This window comes from Dietzia sp. 111N12-1 (genome assembly GCF_001658045.1).
Lineage (GTDB): Bacteria > Actinomycetota > Actinomycetes > Mycobacteriales > Mycobacteriaceae > Dietzia > Dietzia kunjamensis.
In genome coordinates this window covers 73,702-90,308 of sequence record NZ_LSSV01000038.1, presented here as the reverse complement: position 1 = coordinate 90,308, position 16,607 = coordinate 73,702, and the positions used below count along the sequence as shown (strand labels likewise).

Here is a 16,607-nt window from a genome sequence, read left to right as displayed (position 1 = left end):
CCCCGCCCTGTCATTGCGCCGCCCGCAGCTCGGCCTTTCGGATCTTCCCGGTCGCCGTGCGGGGGATGGAGTCGACCACCACGACGTCGCGCGGCCGGTGCGAGGGGGAGAGCCGCTCCGCGCCGAACTCCATGACCGAGCCCTTGAGATCGTCCTCGGCCGGTGCGCCCTCGGCGGGCACCACGACTGCGACCACGAGCTCGCCCCACTTGGGGTCCGGGCGCCCGACGCAGGCGACCTCGGCGACGTGCGGGTGGTCCATGAGGACCCGCTCCACGTGCATCGAGGAGACGTTCTCGCCGCCGGACTTGACGATGTCCTTGACGCGGTCGGCGAACCACACGACCCCCTCCCGGTCGATACGCCCCAGATCGCCGGAGTGCAGGCGGCCGCCCACGAACGCCGCGGCGTTGGCCTCGGGGTTGTTCCAGTAGCCCTCCATCACCGTCGGTCCGCGGTAGACGATCTCGCCTTCCTGGCCGACGGGCATGAGCTCGGCACCGCCCGGTTCGCTGATCCGGTTCTCCGCGATCGGGGTGGGGTAACCCCAGGAGTCGGACTTGTCCGGATTGAGCTCGGGCCACTGCATCACGGTGGCCGGGGTGCACTCGCTCATCCCCGAGGCCAGCGCCATCCTGGCGTCCGGGAGCGCGGACTCCAGGCGTCTGCGCATCTCCTCGGACATCGGGGCCATGGCGTAGAGCAGGAACCGGATCGAGGACAGGTCGAGGCCGCGGTCCCTGCCGTCGGCGAGGGCCTCCAGCATGAGAGGCAGGCCGACCAGGTGGGTGGCGTGGACCCGGGCGACCGTGTCGGCGTATTGGACCGGGTCGAAGCCCGGCAGGAGGTGGACGGTCGCGCCCATGGTGACGGCGGACAACAGGACCCCGTTGAGGCCGGCGGTGTGGAAGAGGGGGAGCGGGCAGACCGTGACCGAGGCCTCGGCTCCCCAGTTGAGGCCGAAGACGGCCCCGTTGCCGAGCGCGGCCATGGTCACCGCGAGGTGCGAGGTGAGGACGCCCTTGGGGCGTGAGGTGGTCCCGGAAGAGTAGAGGCACTGCACGACCTGGCGGTCGCCGATCACCGTGTCGGGATTGGTGTCGTCGTCGGCCAGGAGGTCGTCCCACCCGATCAGCGCGGGACCGTCGGCGGGGGCCTCCAGGCCGTCGGGCACGCCTCCGACGACGACGACGGTGCGGATCGCGGGAATGGCGGCGACCGCTCCCATCACCAATTCCGCGAGTGAACCGTGGACCACGAGGATGCGGGTCCCCGAGTCGGTCAGGGCGTGCTCGATGTTGTCCAACCCGGACAGGAGGTTGATGGGCAGCGAGACCATCCCCGCCTTGGCCGTCCCGAAGTAGGTGGCGACGAACTCGCGGCAGTTCATCGACAGGAGCGCGACCGGTTCCTCCGCCTCGATCCCGTGCGCGGTCAACCCGTGGGCGAACCGGTTGGACACGGCCTCGAGCTCGAGATACGTCCACGATCCCGCGTCGTCCGTGAGGGCGGTCCGGCCCGCGAACGTGGCCGCCGCCCGGGTGGGGAGGGCACCCACCGAGCAGCGGCGGGCCAGGGCGTGGTCGACGGGGTCGATCCCGGTCAGATCTAGTCGCACGGTGTCTCCGTAAGGGGTCGGGGCCTCCCGCATCAGAAGTGACGGGGATCACCACGGCAAAGACTTCCAGGGGTGGCGGACAAAAGCAAGCAAGCACGCTTGCTTTATTCGTGGGGAGGTGGGATCGTTCTCGCCATGACCAAGCCCCAGCCCTCCGAGACGGAGGATCCGCACGCGGCCCTCGCCGCACTCAACGCCCGGGTGGACGAGCTCGTCGAGACCGTCGGGGCCGATCGCTGGAACACCGATACCCCGGCCGAGGGCTGGGACGTCGCGATGCAGATCGCCCACCTGGCCTGGACCGACGAGGTCTCCGTCACCGCCATCCGCGACGCGGAAGCCTTCCAGGCCGTGGTGGACAAGGCCTCGTCAGACCCCACAGGCTTCGTCGACGCCGGCGCGGCCGAGATCGCCGCCACCGGTCGCGACGAGGTCCTCGCGCGCTGGCGCCTCGCCCGGGGCGAACTCGCCGACGCGCTCAAGGCCGCCGACCCGGGGGAGAAGATCCCGTGGTTCGGCCCGCCCATGCGGTCCAAGTCCATGACCACCGCCCGGATCATGGAGACCTGGGCGCACGGCGTGGACGTCGCGGACGCCCTGGGCGTGGGCGTCGACACCGACCCGGCTTTCCTCGGCGCCCTCCCGCACGTCGCCCGTCTGGGCTGGAAGACCCGCGCGTTCGCCTACATGATGAACGGGCTGGAGGCACCCGCCTCCGAGGTCCACGTCGCCCTCACACAGGCCGACGGCACCGTCCTCGAGTTCGGCCCCGCCGACGCCGAGCAGCGGGTCACGGGCCCGATCCTCGACTTCTGTCTGCTGGTCACCCAGCGTGTGCACCTCGACGACACCGCTCTGGAGGCGGACGGCGAGGACGCGCTGGGATGGCTCCGCATCGCCCAGGCGTTCGCCGGACTCCCCGGCAGCGGCCGTGAGAAGGGAGCACGAGCATGACCTCGTCCACGTCCACGCCGTCCACCCCCGGACCGTCCACCCCCGCGCCACTGCGCGTCGGCAACATGTCCGGGTTCTACGGCGACCGCATCTCCGCGATGCGCGAGATGCTCTCCGGCGGCGAACTCGACGTCCTCACCGGTGACTACCTGGCCGAGCTGACCATGCTCATCCTCGGCCGCGACCGGATGAAGAGCGCCGAGCTCGGTTACGCCAAGACCTTCCTGCGCCAGCTCGAGGACTGCCTCGCTCTGGCACTCGAGAAGAACGTCAAGATCGTGGCCAACGCGGGTGGGGTCAACCCGGCCGCGCTGGCCGACGCCATCCGCCAACTCGCGGATCGGCAGGGGCTGCCGGCGAAGGTCGCCCACGTCGAGGGCGACGACCTCATCGCCCGGATCGGGGAGCTCGACGTCCCAGAGGACGCCGGGTTCCCGGTCACGGCCAACGCCTACCTGGGCGCCTTCGGCATCGCACGGTGCCTCGACGCGGGGGCCGACATCGTGGTCACCGGCCGCGTCACGGACGCGTCCGTGATCGTCGGCCCGGCGATCAGTCACTTCGGTTGGGGACGCGACGACCTGGACGCACTCGCCGGCGCCACCGCCGCGGGCCACGTCATCGAGTGCGGCACGCAGGCCACCGGCGGAAACTACGCCTTCTTCAACCGCGGCGAGATCGCCGACCCGGTGAAGCCCGGCTTCCCGATCGCCGAGATCGCCGCCGACGGCACCTCCGTCATCACCAAGCATGCGGGAACCGGGGGCGCGGTCACCGTCGGCACCGTCACCTCGCAGCTGCTCTACGAGGTCACCGGCGCGCGCTACGGCGGACCCGACGTCGTCACCCGACTCGACACCGCCGTGCTCGAGCAGGAGGGTGCCGACCGCGTCCGGATCTCCGGCGTCGTGGGCGAGACGGCACCGCCCACCACCAAGGTGTCCGTCACCTGCCTCGGCGGCTTCCGCAACGAGATCACGTTCCTGCTCACGGGCTTGGACATCGAGGACAAGGCGGCCCTGGTCGAGCGCCAGCTCCTGGCCGGGCTCGAGCGCGAGCCGGCGCAGCTGGACTTCCGCCTGCACCGCACCGACCACCCCGACGCCGACACCCAGGCCGCCGCGACCGCGCTGATGACCATCGTCGCCTGGGACCCGGACTCCGACGTGGTCGGTCGAGCGTTCTCCGATGCCGCGGTCGCCATGACCTTGTCCAGCTATCCGGGCGCCACCCCCAGCGCGCCGCCCGGCCGCGGGGGACCGTACGGCGTGTACATCCCCGCCTACCTGGACCAAAACGAGGTGCCGCACATCGCGGTCCTGCCCGACGGGACCCGGGTCGACATCGACCCCCCCGCCAGGACGGAGGAGATGGGCGACGGCCACGCCTCCGACGGACTGGACGCCGACGGCAACCCGCTCGTTTCCGCAGTGCCGGTGACGGGGTCGACCCGCCGGCGCCCGCTGGGCGACGTCCTCGGGGCCCGCTCCGGCGACAAGGGCGGCACCGCCAACATCGGACTGTGGGCCGGTGACGCCGAGGCCTACGCCTGGATGCGAGACACCCTCACCGTCGACGAGCTGAGACGCCTCCTGCCCGAGGCCGCGGAGTTGCCGATCGAGCGCTATGAGCTGCCGAAGCTGGGCGCGGTCAACTTCGTCATCGACGGACTGCTCGGCAAGGGCGTGGCGCACGGTTACCGCTGGGACCCGCAGGCCAAGGGCCTGGCGGAGTGGCTCCGCTCCCGGGTCGTCGACATCCCCGACCACATCAACGCCCCCGTGACCGCCGCACCGGCCCAAGCGAAGGAGAACGAGTGACCATCCCACGCCGTACCGTCCCCGCCGTCCCACCCCATGTGCCAGGCGACCCCTGGTACTCCGAGGAGCGTCTCGCGCTGCGCGAGGCCACGACCCGCTTCGCCGAGCGGGAGATCCTGCCCCACCTCGACGAGTGGGAGGCCGCGGGCTCGATCCCGCGCGAGCTCCACCGCAAGGCAGGCGAGCTGGGACTGCTCGGGGTCTCGTTCCCCGAGGAGGTCGGCGGCGGTGGCGGCGACGCGATCGATTCGATGATCGTGTGCGAGGCGCTGCACGAGGCCGGAGTGTCCGGCGGCGTGTTCGCGTCACTCTTCACCTGCGGCATCGCGATCCCGCACCTGGCCCAGTCCGGCACCCCGGAACAGATCGAGCGCTGGGTCAAGCCCACCCTCGCCGGCGAGATGATCGGCTCCCTGGCCATCACCGAACCCGGTGGCGGATCGGACGTCGGCCACCTCACCACCACGGCCCGGCGGGACGGCGATCACTACGTCGTCAACGGTGCCAAGACGTACATCACCTCCGCGACGCGCGCCGACTTCGTCGTCGCCGCCGTCCGTACCGGCGGCGAGGAGCTCAAGGGCGCCGCCGGTGTGAGCCTGCTCGTCATCCCCACGGACACCCCGGGCTTCCACATCTCGGCGCCGCTCGACAAGCTCGGCTGGCGCGCCTCCGACACCGCCGAGCTGACGTTCACCGACTGTCGGGTGCCGGTGGAGAACCTCGTCGGCGCGGAGAACGACGGCTTCGCGCAGATCGGGATCGGCTTCGTCGGCGAGCGCGCCGCGCTGGCCGCCCAGGGATACTCCCAGGCACAGCGCTGCCTCGATCTCACGCTGGACTGGGTCCGCGAGCGGGAGACCTTCGGACGCCCGCTGCTGTCCCGGCAGGGCGTGCAGAACACGGTCACCGAGATGGCCCGTCGGATCGATCTCGCCCGCACCTACACGCACCACTGTGTGAACCTGGCGGTGTCGGGGCAGGACGCCATCGCCGAGGTCTGCTTCGCCAAGAACACCGCCGTCGAGTGCGCCGAATGGGTCGCCAACCAGGCGGTGCAGCTGTTCGGAGGACTCGGCTTCATGTCGGAGTCCGAGGTCAGCCGCCAGTACCGCGATGTCCGGCTCCTGGGCATCGGGGGCGGCACGACCGAGATCCTGACCACCCTCGCCGGACGACGTTTGGGGTTCACGGCATGACAATCCTCCGTTCCACACTGGACACCACCAGCGCCGAGTTCGGTGCCGCGAGGCAGGCCATGGAGGGCAAGCTCGACCAGCTCGCCACGGATCTCGAGCCGGCACTGTCCGGCGGTGGCGAGCGCAAGGTCGCCCGCCACCGCGAGCGCGGCAAGTTCACCGCCCGCGAGCGGATCGACATGATCCTCGACCCGGAGTCCCCGTTCCTGGAGTTGTGCGCGCTCGCCGCGTGGGGCTCCGACTTCCAGACCGGTGCCTCCGTGGTGGCCGGGATCGGTGTGGTCGAGGGCGTCGAGTGCCTGCTCATCGCCAACGATCCGACGGTCAAGGGCGGCACCTCCAACCCGTGGACGCTGCGCAAGGTCCTCCGTCTCAACGACGTGGCCATGAAGAACCGGATCCCGGTCATCAGCCTCGTGGAGTCCGGTGGCGCCGACCTGCCCACGCAGAAGGAGGTGTTCGTCCCCGGCGGCGCGCTCTTCCGCGACCTGACCCGCCTGTCCAAGGCCGGCATCCCCACCATCGCCGTGGTCTACGGAAACTCCACCGCCGGTGGCGCGTACGTGCCCGGCATGAGCGATCACGTCGTCATGATCGAGGAACGTTCCAAGGTCTTCCTCGCCGGCCCGCCGCTGGTCAAGGCCGCCACCGGTGAGATCGCCGACGAGGAGACCCTCGGTGGCGCCGACATGCACGCCCGAGTCTCCGGCCTGGCCGACCACCTGGCGGTGGACGAGGCCGACGCTGCCCGCTTGACCCGGGGTATCGTCCGCCGTCTCAACTGGACCAAGGCCGGGCGCGCCCCGCGTGCCCAGGTCGCGGAGCCGCTGTACGGCACCGACGAGCTGCTCGGGATCGTCCCGGAGGACCTCAGGATCCCGTTCGACCCGCGCGAGATCATCGCCCGGATCGTCGACGGCTCGGTCTTCGACGAGTTCAAGCCGCTGTACGGCGCGAGTCTCGTCACCGGTTGGGCCGAGCTCCACGGTTACCCGGTCGGGATCATCGCCAACGCGCGCGGCGTGCTGTTCAGCGAGGAGGCCCAGAAGGCAACCCAGTTCATCGAGCTGGCCAATCGATACGACACACCCCTGCTGTTCATGCACAACACCACCGGCTACATGGTCGGGTCGGAGTACGAGCGCGGCGGCATCATCAAGCACGGCGCGATGATGATCAACGCGGTCTCCAACTCCGAGGTCCCGCACCTGTCGCTCATCACGGCCGCCTCCTACGGTGCCGGCCACTACGGCATGTGTGGCCGCGCGTTCGACCCCCGGTTCCTCTACACCTGGCCCAGCGCCAAGTCCGCCGTCATGGGTGGGCAGCAGCTCGCCGACGTGGTCACCTCCGTCGCCGCGGCCGCCAGCGCCGCCCGCGGTCAGGAGATGGACCAGGAGACCATCGACGGACTCAAGACCGCGATCGCCGACCAGATCGAGAAGGAGTCCCTGCCCGCCTTCCTGTCGGGGATGCTCTACGACGACGGCGTCATCGACCCCCGCGACACCCGGACGGTGCTGGGCCTCAGCCTGTCCGCGATCCACTCCGGAGAAGTCGCCGGAACCGACCGCTTCGGCGTCTTCCGGATGTGAGGAACGAAATCATGGAGAATTCATCAATCCCGACTCCGATCACTTCAGTCCTGGTGGCCAACCGCGGCGAGATCGCCCGACGCGTCCACCACACCGCGCGGTTACTCGGCATGACCACTGTCGCCGTGTTCTCCGACGCCGATGCCGAGGCGCCCCACACCCGCGAGGCCGACGCCGCCGTCCGCCTGCCCGGCAACACCCCCGCCGAGACCTACCTGCGCGGTGATCTGGTCATCGCCGCGGCCGAGGCGGCCGGCGCCGACGCCATCCACCCCGGATACGGGTTCCTGTCTGAGAACGCCGGGTTCGCCCGCGACGTGATCGACGCGGGCCTGACCTGGGTCGGCCCGCCGGTCGCGGCCATCGAGGCCATGGGCTCCAAGATCGAGGCCAAGAAGATTATGGGCGAGGCCGGCGTGCCGATGCTCACCGACCTCGAGCCCGCCGACCTCACCGAGGACATGCTCCCGGTGCTCGTCAAGGCGTCCGCCGGTGGCGGAGGTCGCGGCATGCGGATCGTCCGCACCCTCGACTCGCTGCACGACGAGATCGAAGGCGCGCAGCGCGAGGCGAAGTCCGCCTTCGGCGACGACGCGGTGTTCTGCGAGCGCTACCTCGAGCGTGGACGTCACATCGAGGTCCAGATCATGGCCGACTCGCACGGCACCGTCTGGGCGGTGGGGGAGCGCGAGTGTTCCATCCAGCGCCGCCACCAGAAGGTCATCGAGGAGGCCCCCAGTCCCCTCGTCGAGCGGACTCCGGGAATGCGGGAGGCGCTCTACAAGGCAGCCCGCGACGCCGCCTCCGCGATCGGGTACACCGGCGCCGGCACGGTCGAGTTCCTGGCCACCGACGACGGCGAGTTCTTCTTCCTCGAGATGAACACCCGCCTCCAGGTGGAGCACCCGGTCACCGAGGCCACCACCGGACTCGATCTGGTCGCCCTGCAGTTCGACGTGGCGGCGGGCCTGCCGCTGCCGTCCGCGGAGCCACCGGCCACCCACGGCTGGTCACTGGAGGCCCGCCTGTACGCCGAGGACCCGGCGAACGACTACACGCCGGGGTCGGGAACTCTCTGGGCGCTCGACGTCCCCGGGGTCTCCTCGAGCTTCGAAGGGCCCCACCGCCCGGGCATCCGGGTGGACAGCGGTGTCGAGCCGGGCCCCGACGGCGCCCTCATCGGCGTCCACTACGACCCGATGCTCGCCAAGGTCATCTCTTACGGCCGCACCCGCGCGGAGGCCTGCGCCTCCCTCGCCGGCGCCCTGGCCCGGGCACAGGTCCACGGGCTGACCACCAACCGGGCCCAGCTCGTCCGCGTGCTGCGGCACCCGGAGTTCATCGCCGGGAACCTGTCGACGGCGTTCCTCGACGACCACGGTGCCGACTCGCTCGCCGCGCCGCTCGCGGACGACGAGGCCGTCGCCATCTCGGCGCTGGCCTCGGCAGTGGTCTCCGGCACCGCCGACCACCTCGCCGGACCGGTGGCACTGGCCCAGGCCGGGTTCCGCAACGTCGGCCGCACCCTGCAGAAGCGGACGTTCCGTCACGGCGAGGACGAGCTCGAGGTGGCCTACATTCGCGAGCGCTCCGGCGCCCGCCCCGACGGGGACCTGGCCGATGTCGTCACCGTCGAGGAGGTGGGCCCCGACTCCGCCGTGCTCGAGGTCAGGGGAGTGCGCCGCGTCTTCACCGTGGCCCGCTACGAGACCCCGGGCGCGGACACCGTGGTCGAGGTCGACTCGCCGCTCGGCCCCGTCTCGCTCATCGAGCCGCCCCGCTACACGGATCCCGCCGCAGAGGTCGCCGCCGGCTCGCTGCTCGCGCCCATGCCCGGTGCGGTCATCCGCGTCGCGGTCTCCGTCGGTGACACCGTCACCGCCGGCCAGCCGCTGCTGTGGATGGAGGCCATGAAGATGGAACACACCATCTCGGCCGCCGTCGACGGCATCGTCACCGAGCTCCCCGTGGAGGTCGGCACACAGGTCGAGTCGGGGACGATCCTCGCCGTCGTCTCCGATTCCGACACCGACACCGACAGCACCGACACCACCAGCGTCCAGGAGTGACCACGATGACCGACATCTCACAGATCCCCAACCCCGTCATCGACACGGAGGAGCAGACGGCGCTGCGCAAGGTCGCGTTCGACCTGGGCTCGCGCTACGGCATCGAGTACATGCGGTCCAAGTCCGACGCCGGGGAGACCACCGACGAGCTGTGGAAGGAAGCGGGCCAGCTGGGACTGCTGGGCGTGAACCTGCCCGAGGAGTACGGCGGCGGCGGGGCCGGGATGACCGAGCTCGCGATCGTGGAGGAGGAACTCTCCGCCGCGGGCGCCGGCCTGCTCATGATGGTCGTCTCGCCGGCCATCAACGGCACGATCATCTCGCGATTCGGCACCGAGGAGCAGAAGAAGCGGTGGCTGCCGGGCATCGCCTCCGGTGAGACCATCACCTCCTTCGCGATCACCGAGCCCGACGCCGGGTCCAACTCGCACGCCATCACCACCACGGCGCGGCGCGACGGCTCCGACTTCCTGCTCAGTGGGCAGAAGACGTACATCTCCGGTGTCGACCAGGCCGATGCGATCCTCGTCGTCGCACGTCTCGAGGGCGCCACCAGCGGCAAGCTCCAGCCGGCCCTGTTCATGGTCCCCACCGACGCCCCGGGCCTCGCCAAGACGCACATCCCCACCGAGGTGCGGACCCCCGAGCGGCAGTTCCAGTTGTACTTCGACGACGTCCGGCTGCCTGCCGAGGCGCTCATCGGCGACGGCGACACGGCGCTGCTCATGCTGTTCGCCGGCCTCAACCCCGAGCGCATCATGGCCTCGGGCATGGCCGTGGGCACCGCCCGCTTCGCCATGGACCGGGCGACCAAGTACGCCAACGAGCGGCAGGTGTGGAAGACCCCGATCGGCGCCCACCAGGGCGTGTCACACCCGCTGGCGCAATGCAAGATCGAACTCGAGCTGGCGCGGTTGATGATGCGCAAGGCCGCGGCCCTGGTGGACGCCGGCAGGGACGACCTGGCCGGCGAGGCCGCCAACATGGCGAAGTACGCCTCCGGTGAGGTCTCGGCCCGCACAGTGGACCAGGCCATCCAGACGCTCGGTGGCAACGGGCTGTCGGTCGAGTACGGACTGGCCGGAATGCTCGCCGCGTCGCGTCTGCCCCGCATCGCCCCGGTCAGCCGGGAGATGATCCTCAACTACGTGGCCCAGCACTCGCTCGGGCTGCCGAAGAGCTACTGAGGTGGCCGCGGTGAGTGATCAGACGGCAGGCGACCAGACCCTGGTGCACTACGAGGTCCGCAGAGGTGCCGCGCACCTCACCCTGGACTCGCAGCACAACCGCAACGCCATCTCGACCGCCCTGGTCGAGCAGCTCCACCGGGCTCTCAACCGCGCCGCCGGGGACGACGCCGCCCGCGTCGTCGTCCTCGGGCACGCCGGCGGCACGTTCTGCGCCGGGGCGGATCTGTCGGAGGCCTCCGCCACCCAGGGGAGCCCCGAGGAGCAGGCCGCCGAGCGGACCCGGATCTTCCTGGGCCTGCTCCGGGCGATCCTCTCCCACCCGAAGCCGGTGATCGCCGCGGTCGACGGCCATGTGCGCGCGGGCGGAATGGGCCTGGTGTCGGCGTGCGATTTCGCGATCGCCGGCCCGGCCTCGTCCTTCGCGCTGACCGAGGTGCGCCTCGGGCTGGCGGCGGCGATGATCTCCGTGCCGCTGGCCGCGCGCGTGGGTTCGAGGGACCTCGCGCGAGCCCTGCTGACGGGGGAAAGGTTCGACTCCGCGCACGCGCTGCGGATCGGGCTGCTCTCCGAGGCGGTCGAGGACGTCCAGGGCGCGGTCGACGAGCTCGTGGCCGCGTTCCGGCCCTGCTCACCCCAGGGACTCAGGGAGAACAAGGCGCTGCTCGCAGCGCCTGTGCTCGCCGAACTCGACGCGCGCGGAGAGGAGCTGGCGGGAGTCACCGCCCGCCTGTTCACCACCCCCGAGGTCGCCGAGGGGATGACCGCGTTCCTGGAACGCAGACAGCCCTCCTGGGCGACCGCCACCGAGTAGCGTGTGATGTGGCACTGGTCACGTGACCAGTGCCACATCACCCCCTTCGCACGAGGAGCACACGCATGCGCACCAAGGCCGCCATCATCAGGGAGCCCAAGCAGGACGGCTGGGAGGTCGTCGAGGTCGATCTGGGCGATCCCCGGGTCGGTGAGGTCCAGGTCAAGCTGGCCGCGTCCGGCCTCTGCCACTCGGACGAGCACCTGCTCACCGGTGACCTGCAGTTCGAGACCTACCCCATCATCGGCGGGCACGAGGGTGCCGGTGTCGTCACCAAGGTCGGGGAGGGCGTCACCGGAATCGAGGAGGGTGACCACGTCGTCCTGGCGTTCATCCCCGCCTGCGGCACCTGCCCGCCCTGCGCGGAGGGACTCCAGAACCTCTGTGACAATGGTGCCGGCCTGCTGACCGGCCGCGCGATCAGCGACGACACCTACCGGGTCCACACCGCCGCGGGTGAGCCGGTCGCCTCGATGTGTGTCCTCGGGACGTTCTCGCCGTACGTGACCGTCCACCAGTCCTCCGTCGTCAAGATCGAGAAGGACATCCCGCTCGACAAGGCGGCCCTGCTGGGCTGCGGCGTCGCCACGGGCTGGGGATCGGCGACCGAGATCGGCGGCGCCAAGGAGGGCGACGTCGTCGTCGTCGTGGGCATCGGCGGGATCGGTATCAACTCGGTCCAGGGCGCCGCAGCCGCAGGAGCGCGCGCGATCGTCGCCGTCGACCCGGTCGAGTTCAAGCGCGAGAAGGCCATGGAGTTCGGTGCCACCCACACCTGCGCCTCCATGGACGAGGCGATGGCACTGGTCGGGGAGATCAGCTGGGGTCGGATGGCCGATCTGGTCATCCTCACCATGGGCGTCGTCAACGGTAACGATCTCCTGCCCGGTCTCACCTTGACGGGCAAGGGGCGACGGTGTGTGGTCGTGGGGCTCGGGGACATGATGGCCGTCGACGCCCAGATCTCCATCCTCGACCTGGCGATGCAGCAGAAGACCCTCCAGGGCGCCATCTTCGGGGGCACCGGCCCGCGCAAGCAGATCCCGCACCTGCTGCACCAGTACCGCGCCGGGAACCTCAAACTGGACGAGCTCGTCACCAAGACGTACCGGCTCGAGGAGATCAACCAGGGGTACCAGGACATGCGCGACGGCAACAACATCCGCGGTGTGATCATCTACGACGAGCAGGACTGGTAACAGGAGGACACATGACGGCACCCGAGCAGCGCGCCCCCAAGCAGGACAGGAGCCGTATCACGCGGGAGCGTCTGCTCGGTGCCTCGATCGACCTCCTCGCGACGCAGGGCTGGGCGGCGACCACCGTGGGTGCGGTGGCCGCCGCCGCCGGCGTCTCACGGGGCGCCGCCCAGCACCACTTCCCGACGCGCGAGGACCTCATCACCGCCGCGCTCGGGCACATGATCGAACAGCGACTCGAGGACGTCCGGACCGTGGGCCTCGACCTTCCCGAGCCCGGACCCGAGCGAACGGTCGCGGTGGTCCGGCTCATAGTCGGGCACTACACGTCCGACCTGTTCAAGGCCGCGCTCCACGTCTGGACCGCGGCGGCCTCAGACCCGGCCCTCAGGGACCGCGTGCTCCCGCTCGAGAACCACATGTCCCGTGAGGTCCTGTCCATCGCCGCGGCCGCCCTGGGTCGCGATCCGGGTGACGCGCGAATCCGGCGCGCACTCCAGACCACCCTGGACCTCGCTAGGGGGCTGGGGCTCGCGGACGTCCTGTCCGACGACTCGGCGCGACGTGACAAGATCGTGCGATTCTGGGCCCATACCCTGGACACGGTCCTCGATGCGGCCGGAGCCCCGCCCGCGGGAGATGCCGCGACCGGCCCATTTTGACCGCTGCATCCCCCGGCGGTTAGGCTTCACCATCGTGCTCGCAGTGCGCGAGCTGGACGATCGTGCCCGGTAGGCCAGCGAGAGCGGCTGACATGGTCGGCCGTGCGCGGCGACAGGCGCGCGAGAGTCCGGATACGAGCAACGTCCCAGTGACCGGTGGTCGCCCCCGTGGAGGCCGCCAGCTAGAGAAAGTCGGTTCATGCCAACCATCAACCAGCTGGTCCGCAAGGGCCGCCAGGACAAGAAGTCGGCGACGTCGACGGCTGCCCTCAAGGGTTCGCCTCAGCGTCGTGGCGTGTGCACCCGTGTGTACACCACGACCCCCAAGAAGCCGAACTCCGCGCTCCGTAAGGTCGCCCGTGTGCGCCTGACCACCGGTATCGAGGTCTCCGCCTACATCCCCGGTGAGGGCCACAACCTGCAGGAGCACTCCATGGTGCTCGTGCGTGGCGGGCGTGTGAAGGACCTCCCGGGTGTGCGCTACAAGATCATCCGCGGCTCGCTCGACACCCAGGGTGTGAAGGACCGCAAGCAGGCCCGCTCCCGCTACGGCGCCAAGAAGGAGAAGTAATGCCTCGTAAGGGTCCCGCCCCCAAGCGCCAGCTGATCAACGACCCGGTCTACGGGTCGCCGCTGGTCACCCAGCTCGTGAACAAGATCCTCCTCGACGGCAAGAAGACGACCGCCGAGCGCATCGTCTACTCCGCGCTGGAGATCTGCCGCGAGAAGACCGGAACCGATCCGGTCATCACCCTCAAGAAGGCGCTCGACAACGTCAAGCCGGCTCTCGAGGTCCGCTCCCGTCGTGTCGGCGGCGCCACCTACCAGGTGCCCGTCGAGGTCCGCCCCGGTCGTTCGACGACCCTGGCGATGCGCTGGCTGGTGACGTTCTCCCGGCAGCGTCGTGAGAACACGATGGTCGAGCGTCTGGCCAACGAGATCCTGGACGCCTCCAACGGTCTGGGTGCCGCGGTCAAGCGCCGCGAGGACACCCACAAGATGGCCGAGGCAAACCGGGCGTTCGCTCACTACCGCTGGTGACGCGTCGGGACCCGGGCCGGGGCGTGGGTATCCACGTCCCCCCGGCCAGGGTCCCGTTGTCACCCGCCGGGTGGCATCATTGATCAAGGCCCGTACCTCACGCCCCGCGTGCAGGTACCGGCAGCACTACCGACCCGGTTCGGACGGTCGACAGCGACCGCACGGGCCACCGACGACTCACATTCGGGAGAATCCGTGGCACAGGACGTGCTGACCGACCTCAACAAGGTCCGCAACATCGGCATCATGGCGCACATCGACGCCGGTAAGACCACCGTCACCGAGCGCATCCTGTTCTACACGGGTGTCAACCGCAAGGCAGGCGAGACGCACGACGGTGCGTCGACCACCGACTGGATGGAGCAGGAGAAAGAGCGCGGCATCACGATCACGTCCGCCGCCGTCACCTGTTTCTGGTCCAACAACCAGATCAACATCATCGACACCCCGGGCCACGTCGACTTCACCGTCGAGGTGGAGCGGTCCCTGCGCGTCCTGGACGGCGCCGTCGCCGTCTTCGACGGCAAGGAGGGCGTCGAGCCCCAGTCCGAGCAGGTCTGGCGTCAGGCCGAGAAGTACGACGTGCCCCGCATCTGCTTCGTCAACAAGATGGACAAGATGGGCGCGGACTTCTTCTACACGGTCCAGACCATCGTCGACCGTCTCGGCGCGAAGCCGCTGGTCCTGCAGCTCCCGATCGGCGCCGAGGACGAGTTCGACGGTGTCGTCGACCTCGTCGAGATGAAGGCGCTCGTCTGGCCCGGCAAGACCGACATCGGCACCGAGGCGCAGGTGCAGGACATCCCGGCCGACCTGCAGGAGAAGGCCGAGGAGTACCGCGAGAAGCTCCTCGAGACCGTCGCCGAGAGCGACGAAGCGCTGATGGAGAAGTATTTCGGTGGCGAGGAGCTGACGAAGGACGAGATCCAGGCGGCGATCCGCAAGATGGTCGTCAACGCCGAGATCTACCCGGTGCTGTGTGGTTCGGCGTACAAGAACAAGGGCATCCAGCCGCTGCTCGACGCCGTCATCGCCTACCTCCCCAACCCGCTGGACGTCGGCGAGGTCCACGGCCACAAGGTCGGGGACGAGGAGACGGAGATCCTCCGCAAGCCGTCCAAGGACGAGCCGTTCGCGGCGCTCGCGTTCAAGATCGCCGTGCACCCGTTCTTCGGAGAGCTGACCTTCGTCCGTGTCTACTCGGGCCGCATCGACCCGAGCACCCAGGTGCAGAACGCGACCAAGGGGAAGAAGGAGCGCGTCGGCAAGCTCTTCCAGATGCACGCCAACAAGGAGATGCCCGTGGAGGAGGCCGTCGCCGGCCACATCTACGCGTTCATCGGGCTGAAGGACACCACGACGGGTGACACACTGTGTGACCTGAACAACCAGGTCATCCTCGAGTCCATGACCTTCCCGGACCCGGTCATCGACGTCTCCATCGAGCCCAAGACCAAGGCCGACCAGGAGAAGCTCGGCACGGCCATCCAGAAGCTGGCCCGTGAGGATCCGACGTTCTCCGTGCGGCTGGACGAGGAGACCGGGCAGACCGTCATCGGCGGAATGGGCGAGCTCCACCTGGACGTGCTCGTCGACCGGATGAAGCGCGAGTTCAAGGTCGAGGCCAACGTCGGCAAGCCGCAGGTCGCGTACCGCGAGACCATCAAGGGCTCGATCGACAAGTTCGACTACACCCACAAGAAGCAGACCGGTGGTTCCGGTCAGTTCGCGAAGGTGCAGATCGCGCTCGGCCCGCTGGACCAGGAGGCCGTCGAAGCCGGCGAGACCTACGAGTTCAGCGACAAGGTCACCGGTGGCCGCGTGCCCAAGGAGTACATCCCCTCCGTGGACGCCGGCATCAAGGACGCCATGCAGTACGGCATCCTCGCCGGCTACCCGATGGTCAACGTCAAGGCGACGCTCGTCGACGGCGCGTACCACGAGGTCGACTCGTCCGAGATGGCGTTCAAGGTCGCGGGCTCCATGGCCTTCAAGGAGGCCGCCCGTAAGTGCCAGCCCGTGATCCTGGAGCCGCTGATGGCCGTGGAGGTCGTCACGCCCGAGGACTACATGGGTGACGTCATCGGCGACATCAACTCCCGCCGCGGCCAGATCCAGGCGATGGAGGAGCGCTCCGGCGCCCGCGTCGTCAAGGCCCACGTGCCGCTCTCCGAGATGTTCGGTTACGTCGGCGACCTCCGGTCGAAGACGCAGGGCCGGGCCAACTACTCGATGGTCTTCTCCCACTACGCCGAGGTTCCGGCGGGCGTGGCCAAGGAGATCATCGCCAAGGCGACCGGCGAGTAACCGGTACTGGTCCCGCCCCGCCGTCAGGCGGGGTGGGTCCGATGCCGGCGGCGCACGGTCGAACCTCCGGGTGGCCGCCGGTTCGTGCTCAACACGGCACGATGAGTAAGATCAGATCCCACACAAAGCAGTGCCCACCTCC

13 protein-coding genes are annotated in these 16,607 nt (G+C 69.5%); 12 read left to right on the top strand and 1 reads right to left on the bottom strand.

What is annotated here, in order from left to right:
• Window positions 1–10: 10 nt before the first annotated feature.
• Window positions 11–1,618, bottom strand: a complete 1,608-nt coding sequence (locus tag AYO52_RS10270; protein WP_082923931.1) for a class I adenylate-forming enzyme family protein — start codon at window positions 1,616–1,618, stop codon at window positions 11–13.
• 135 nt (window positions 1,619–1,753) lie between these two features.
• Between AYO52_RS10270 and AYO52_RS10265 the strand changes: the two genes are divergently transcribed.
• The 12 genes from AYO52_RS10265 to fusA all read left to right on the top strand — a co-directional run bounded on the left by AYO52_RS10265 (window position 1,754) and on the right by fusA (window position 16,465).
• Complete coding sequence (locus AYO52_RS10265) at window positions 1,754–2,572, top strand: TIGR03084 family metal-binding protein (RefSeq protein WP_067716716.1); 819 nt, start codon at window positions 1,754–1,756, stop codon at window positions 2,570–2,572.
• The gene (locus AYO52_RS10260; protein WP_067716712.1) at window positions 2,569–4,392 is read left to right on the top strand and encodes an acyclic terpene utilization AtuA family protein; all 1,824 of its coding nucleotides are present in this window, start codon (window positions 2,569–2,571) and stop codon (window positions 4,390–4,392) included. The genes AYO52_RS10265 and AYO52_RS10260 overlap by 4 nt, the downstream gene beginning before the upstream one ends.
• On the top strand, window positions 4,389–5,591 hold the full coding sequence (locus AYO52_RS10255; protein WP_082923930.1) for an acyl-CoA dehydrogenase family protein: 1,203 nt from the start codon (window positions 4,389–4,391) through the stop codon (window positions 5,589–5,591). The genes AYO52_RS10260 and AYO52_RS10255 overlap by 4 nt, the downstream gene beginning before the upstream one ends.
• Window positions 5,588–7,186: an acyl-CoA carboxylase subunit beta gene (locus AYO52_RS10250; protein ID WP_067716709.1), complete on the top strand. Its 1,599-nt coding sequence runs from the start codon at window positions 5,588–5,590 to the stop codon at window positions 7,184–7,186. Before AYO52_RS10255 ends, AYO52_RS10250 begins: the two co-directional genes overlap by 4 nt.
• A gap of 11 nt (window positions 7,187–7,197) precedes the next feature.
• Window positions 7,198–9,255 carry a biotin carboxylase N-terminal domain-containing protein gene (locus AYO52_RS10245; protein WP_067716706.1) on the top strand — a complete coding sequence of 686 codons (2,058 nt, stop codon included), beginning with the start codon at window positions 7,198–7,200 and terminating at the stop codon, window positions 9,253–9,255.
• 5 nt (window positions 9,256–9,260) lie between these two features.
• Entirely contained in the window at window positions 9,261–10,442 is a 1,182-nt protein-coding gene (locus tag AYO52_RS10240; RefSeq protein ID WP_067716704.1) for an acyl-CoA dehydrogenase family protein, read from the top strand.
• A 10-nt stretch (window positions 10,443–10,452) separates the two neighbouring features.
• Entirely contained in the window at window positions 10,453–11,256 is an 804-nt protein-coding gene (locus AYO52_RS10235; protein WP_067717000.1) for an enoyl-CoA hydratase family protein, read from the top strand.
• Window positions 11,257–11,321: 65 nt separating this feature from the next.
• Window positions 11,322–12,455, top strand: a complete 1,134-nt coding sequence (locus AYO52_RS10230) for an NDMA-dependent alcohol dehydrogenase (RefSeq protein WP_067716701.1) — start codon at window positions 11,322–11,324, stop codon at window positions 12,453–12,455.
• Window positions 12,456–12,466: 11 nt separating this feature from the next.
• Window positions 12,467–13,117: a TetR/AcrR family transcriptional regulator gene (locus AYO52_RS10225; protein ID WP_067716699.1), complete on the top strand. Its 651-nt coding sequence runs from the start codon at window positions 12,467–12,469 to the stop codon at window positions 13,115–13,117.
• A 199-nt stretch (window positions 13,118–13,316) separates the two neighbouring features.
• The gene (gene rpsL / locus AYO52_RS10220) at window positions 13,317–13,688 is read left to right on the top strand and encodes a 30S ribosomal protein S12 (protein WP_010541164.1); all 372 of its coding nucleotides are present in this window, start codon (window positions 13,317–13,319) and stop codon (window positions 13,686–13,688) included.
• Window positions 13,688–14,158 (top strand): 30S ribosomal protein S7, encoded by a 471-nt coding sequence (gene rpsG, locus AYO52_RS10215; protein ID WP_067716696.1) that lies wholly within the window; start codon window positions 13,688–13,690, stop codon window positions 14,156–14,158. The genes rpsL and rpsG overlap by 1 nt, the downstream gene beginning before the upstream one ends.
• A gap of 195 nt (window positions 14,159–14,353) precedes the next feature.
• Window positions 14,354–16,465 (top strand): elongation factor G, encoded by a 2,112-nt coding sequence (gene fusA, locus AYO52_RS10210; RefSeq protein WP_067716694.1) that lies wholly within the window; start codon window positions 14,354–14,356, stop codon window positions 16,463–16,465.
• The last annotated feature ends 142 nt before the right edge of the window (window positions 16,466–16,607 follow it).

Bases quoted from the DNA above. Each gene is read 5' to 3' on its own strand.
- rpsL (WP_010541164.1), top strand. From the start codon at position 13,317: ATGCCAACCATCAACCAGCTGGTCCGCAAGGGCCGCCAGGACAAGAAG.
- AYO52_RS10260 (WP_067716712.1), top strand. From the start codon at position 2,569: ATGACCTCGTCCACGTCCACGCCGTCCACCCCCGGACCGTCCACCCCC.
- AYO52_RS10230 (WP_067716701.1), top strand. From the start codon at position 11,322: ATGCGCACCAAGGCCGCCATCATCAGGGAGCCCAAGCAGGACGGCTGG.
- AYO52_RS10225 (WP_067716699.1), top strand. From the start codon at position 12,467: ATGACGGCACCCGAGCAGCGCGCCCCCAAGCAGGACAGGAGCCGTATC.
- AYO52_RS10265 (WP_067716716.1), top strand. From the start codon at position 1,754: ATGACCAAGCCCCAGCCCTCCGAGACGGAGGATCCGCACGCGGCCCTC.
- rpsG (WP_067716696.1), top strand. From the start codon at position 13,688: ATGCCTCGTAAGGGTCCCGCCCCCAAGCGCCAGCTGATCAACGACCCG.
- AYO52_RS10240 (WP_067716704.1), top strand. From the start codon at position 9,261: ATGACCGACATCTCACAGATCCCCAACCCCGTCATCGACACGGAGGAG.
- AYO52_RS10250 (WP_067716709.1), top strand. From the start codon at position 5,588: ATGACAATCCTCCGTTCCACACTGGACACCACCAGCGCCGAGTTCGGT.
- AYO52_RS10245 (WP_067716706.1), top strand. From the start codon at position 7,198: ATGGAGAATTCATCAATCCCGACTCCGATCACTTCAGTCCTGGTGGCC.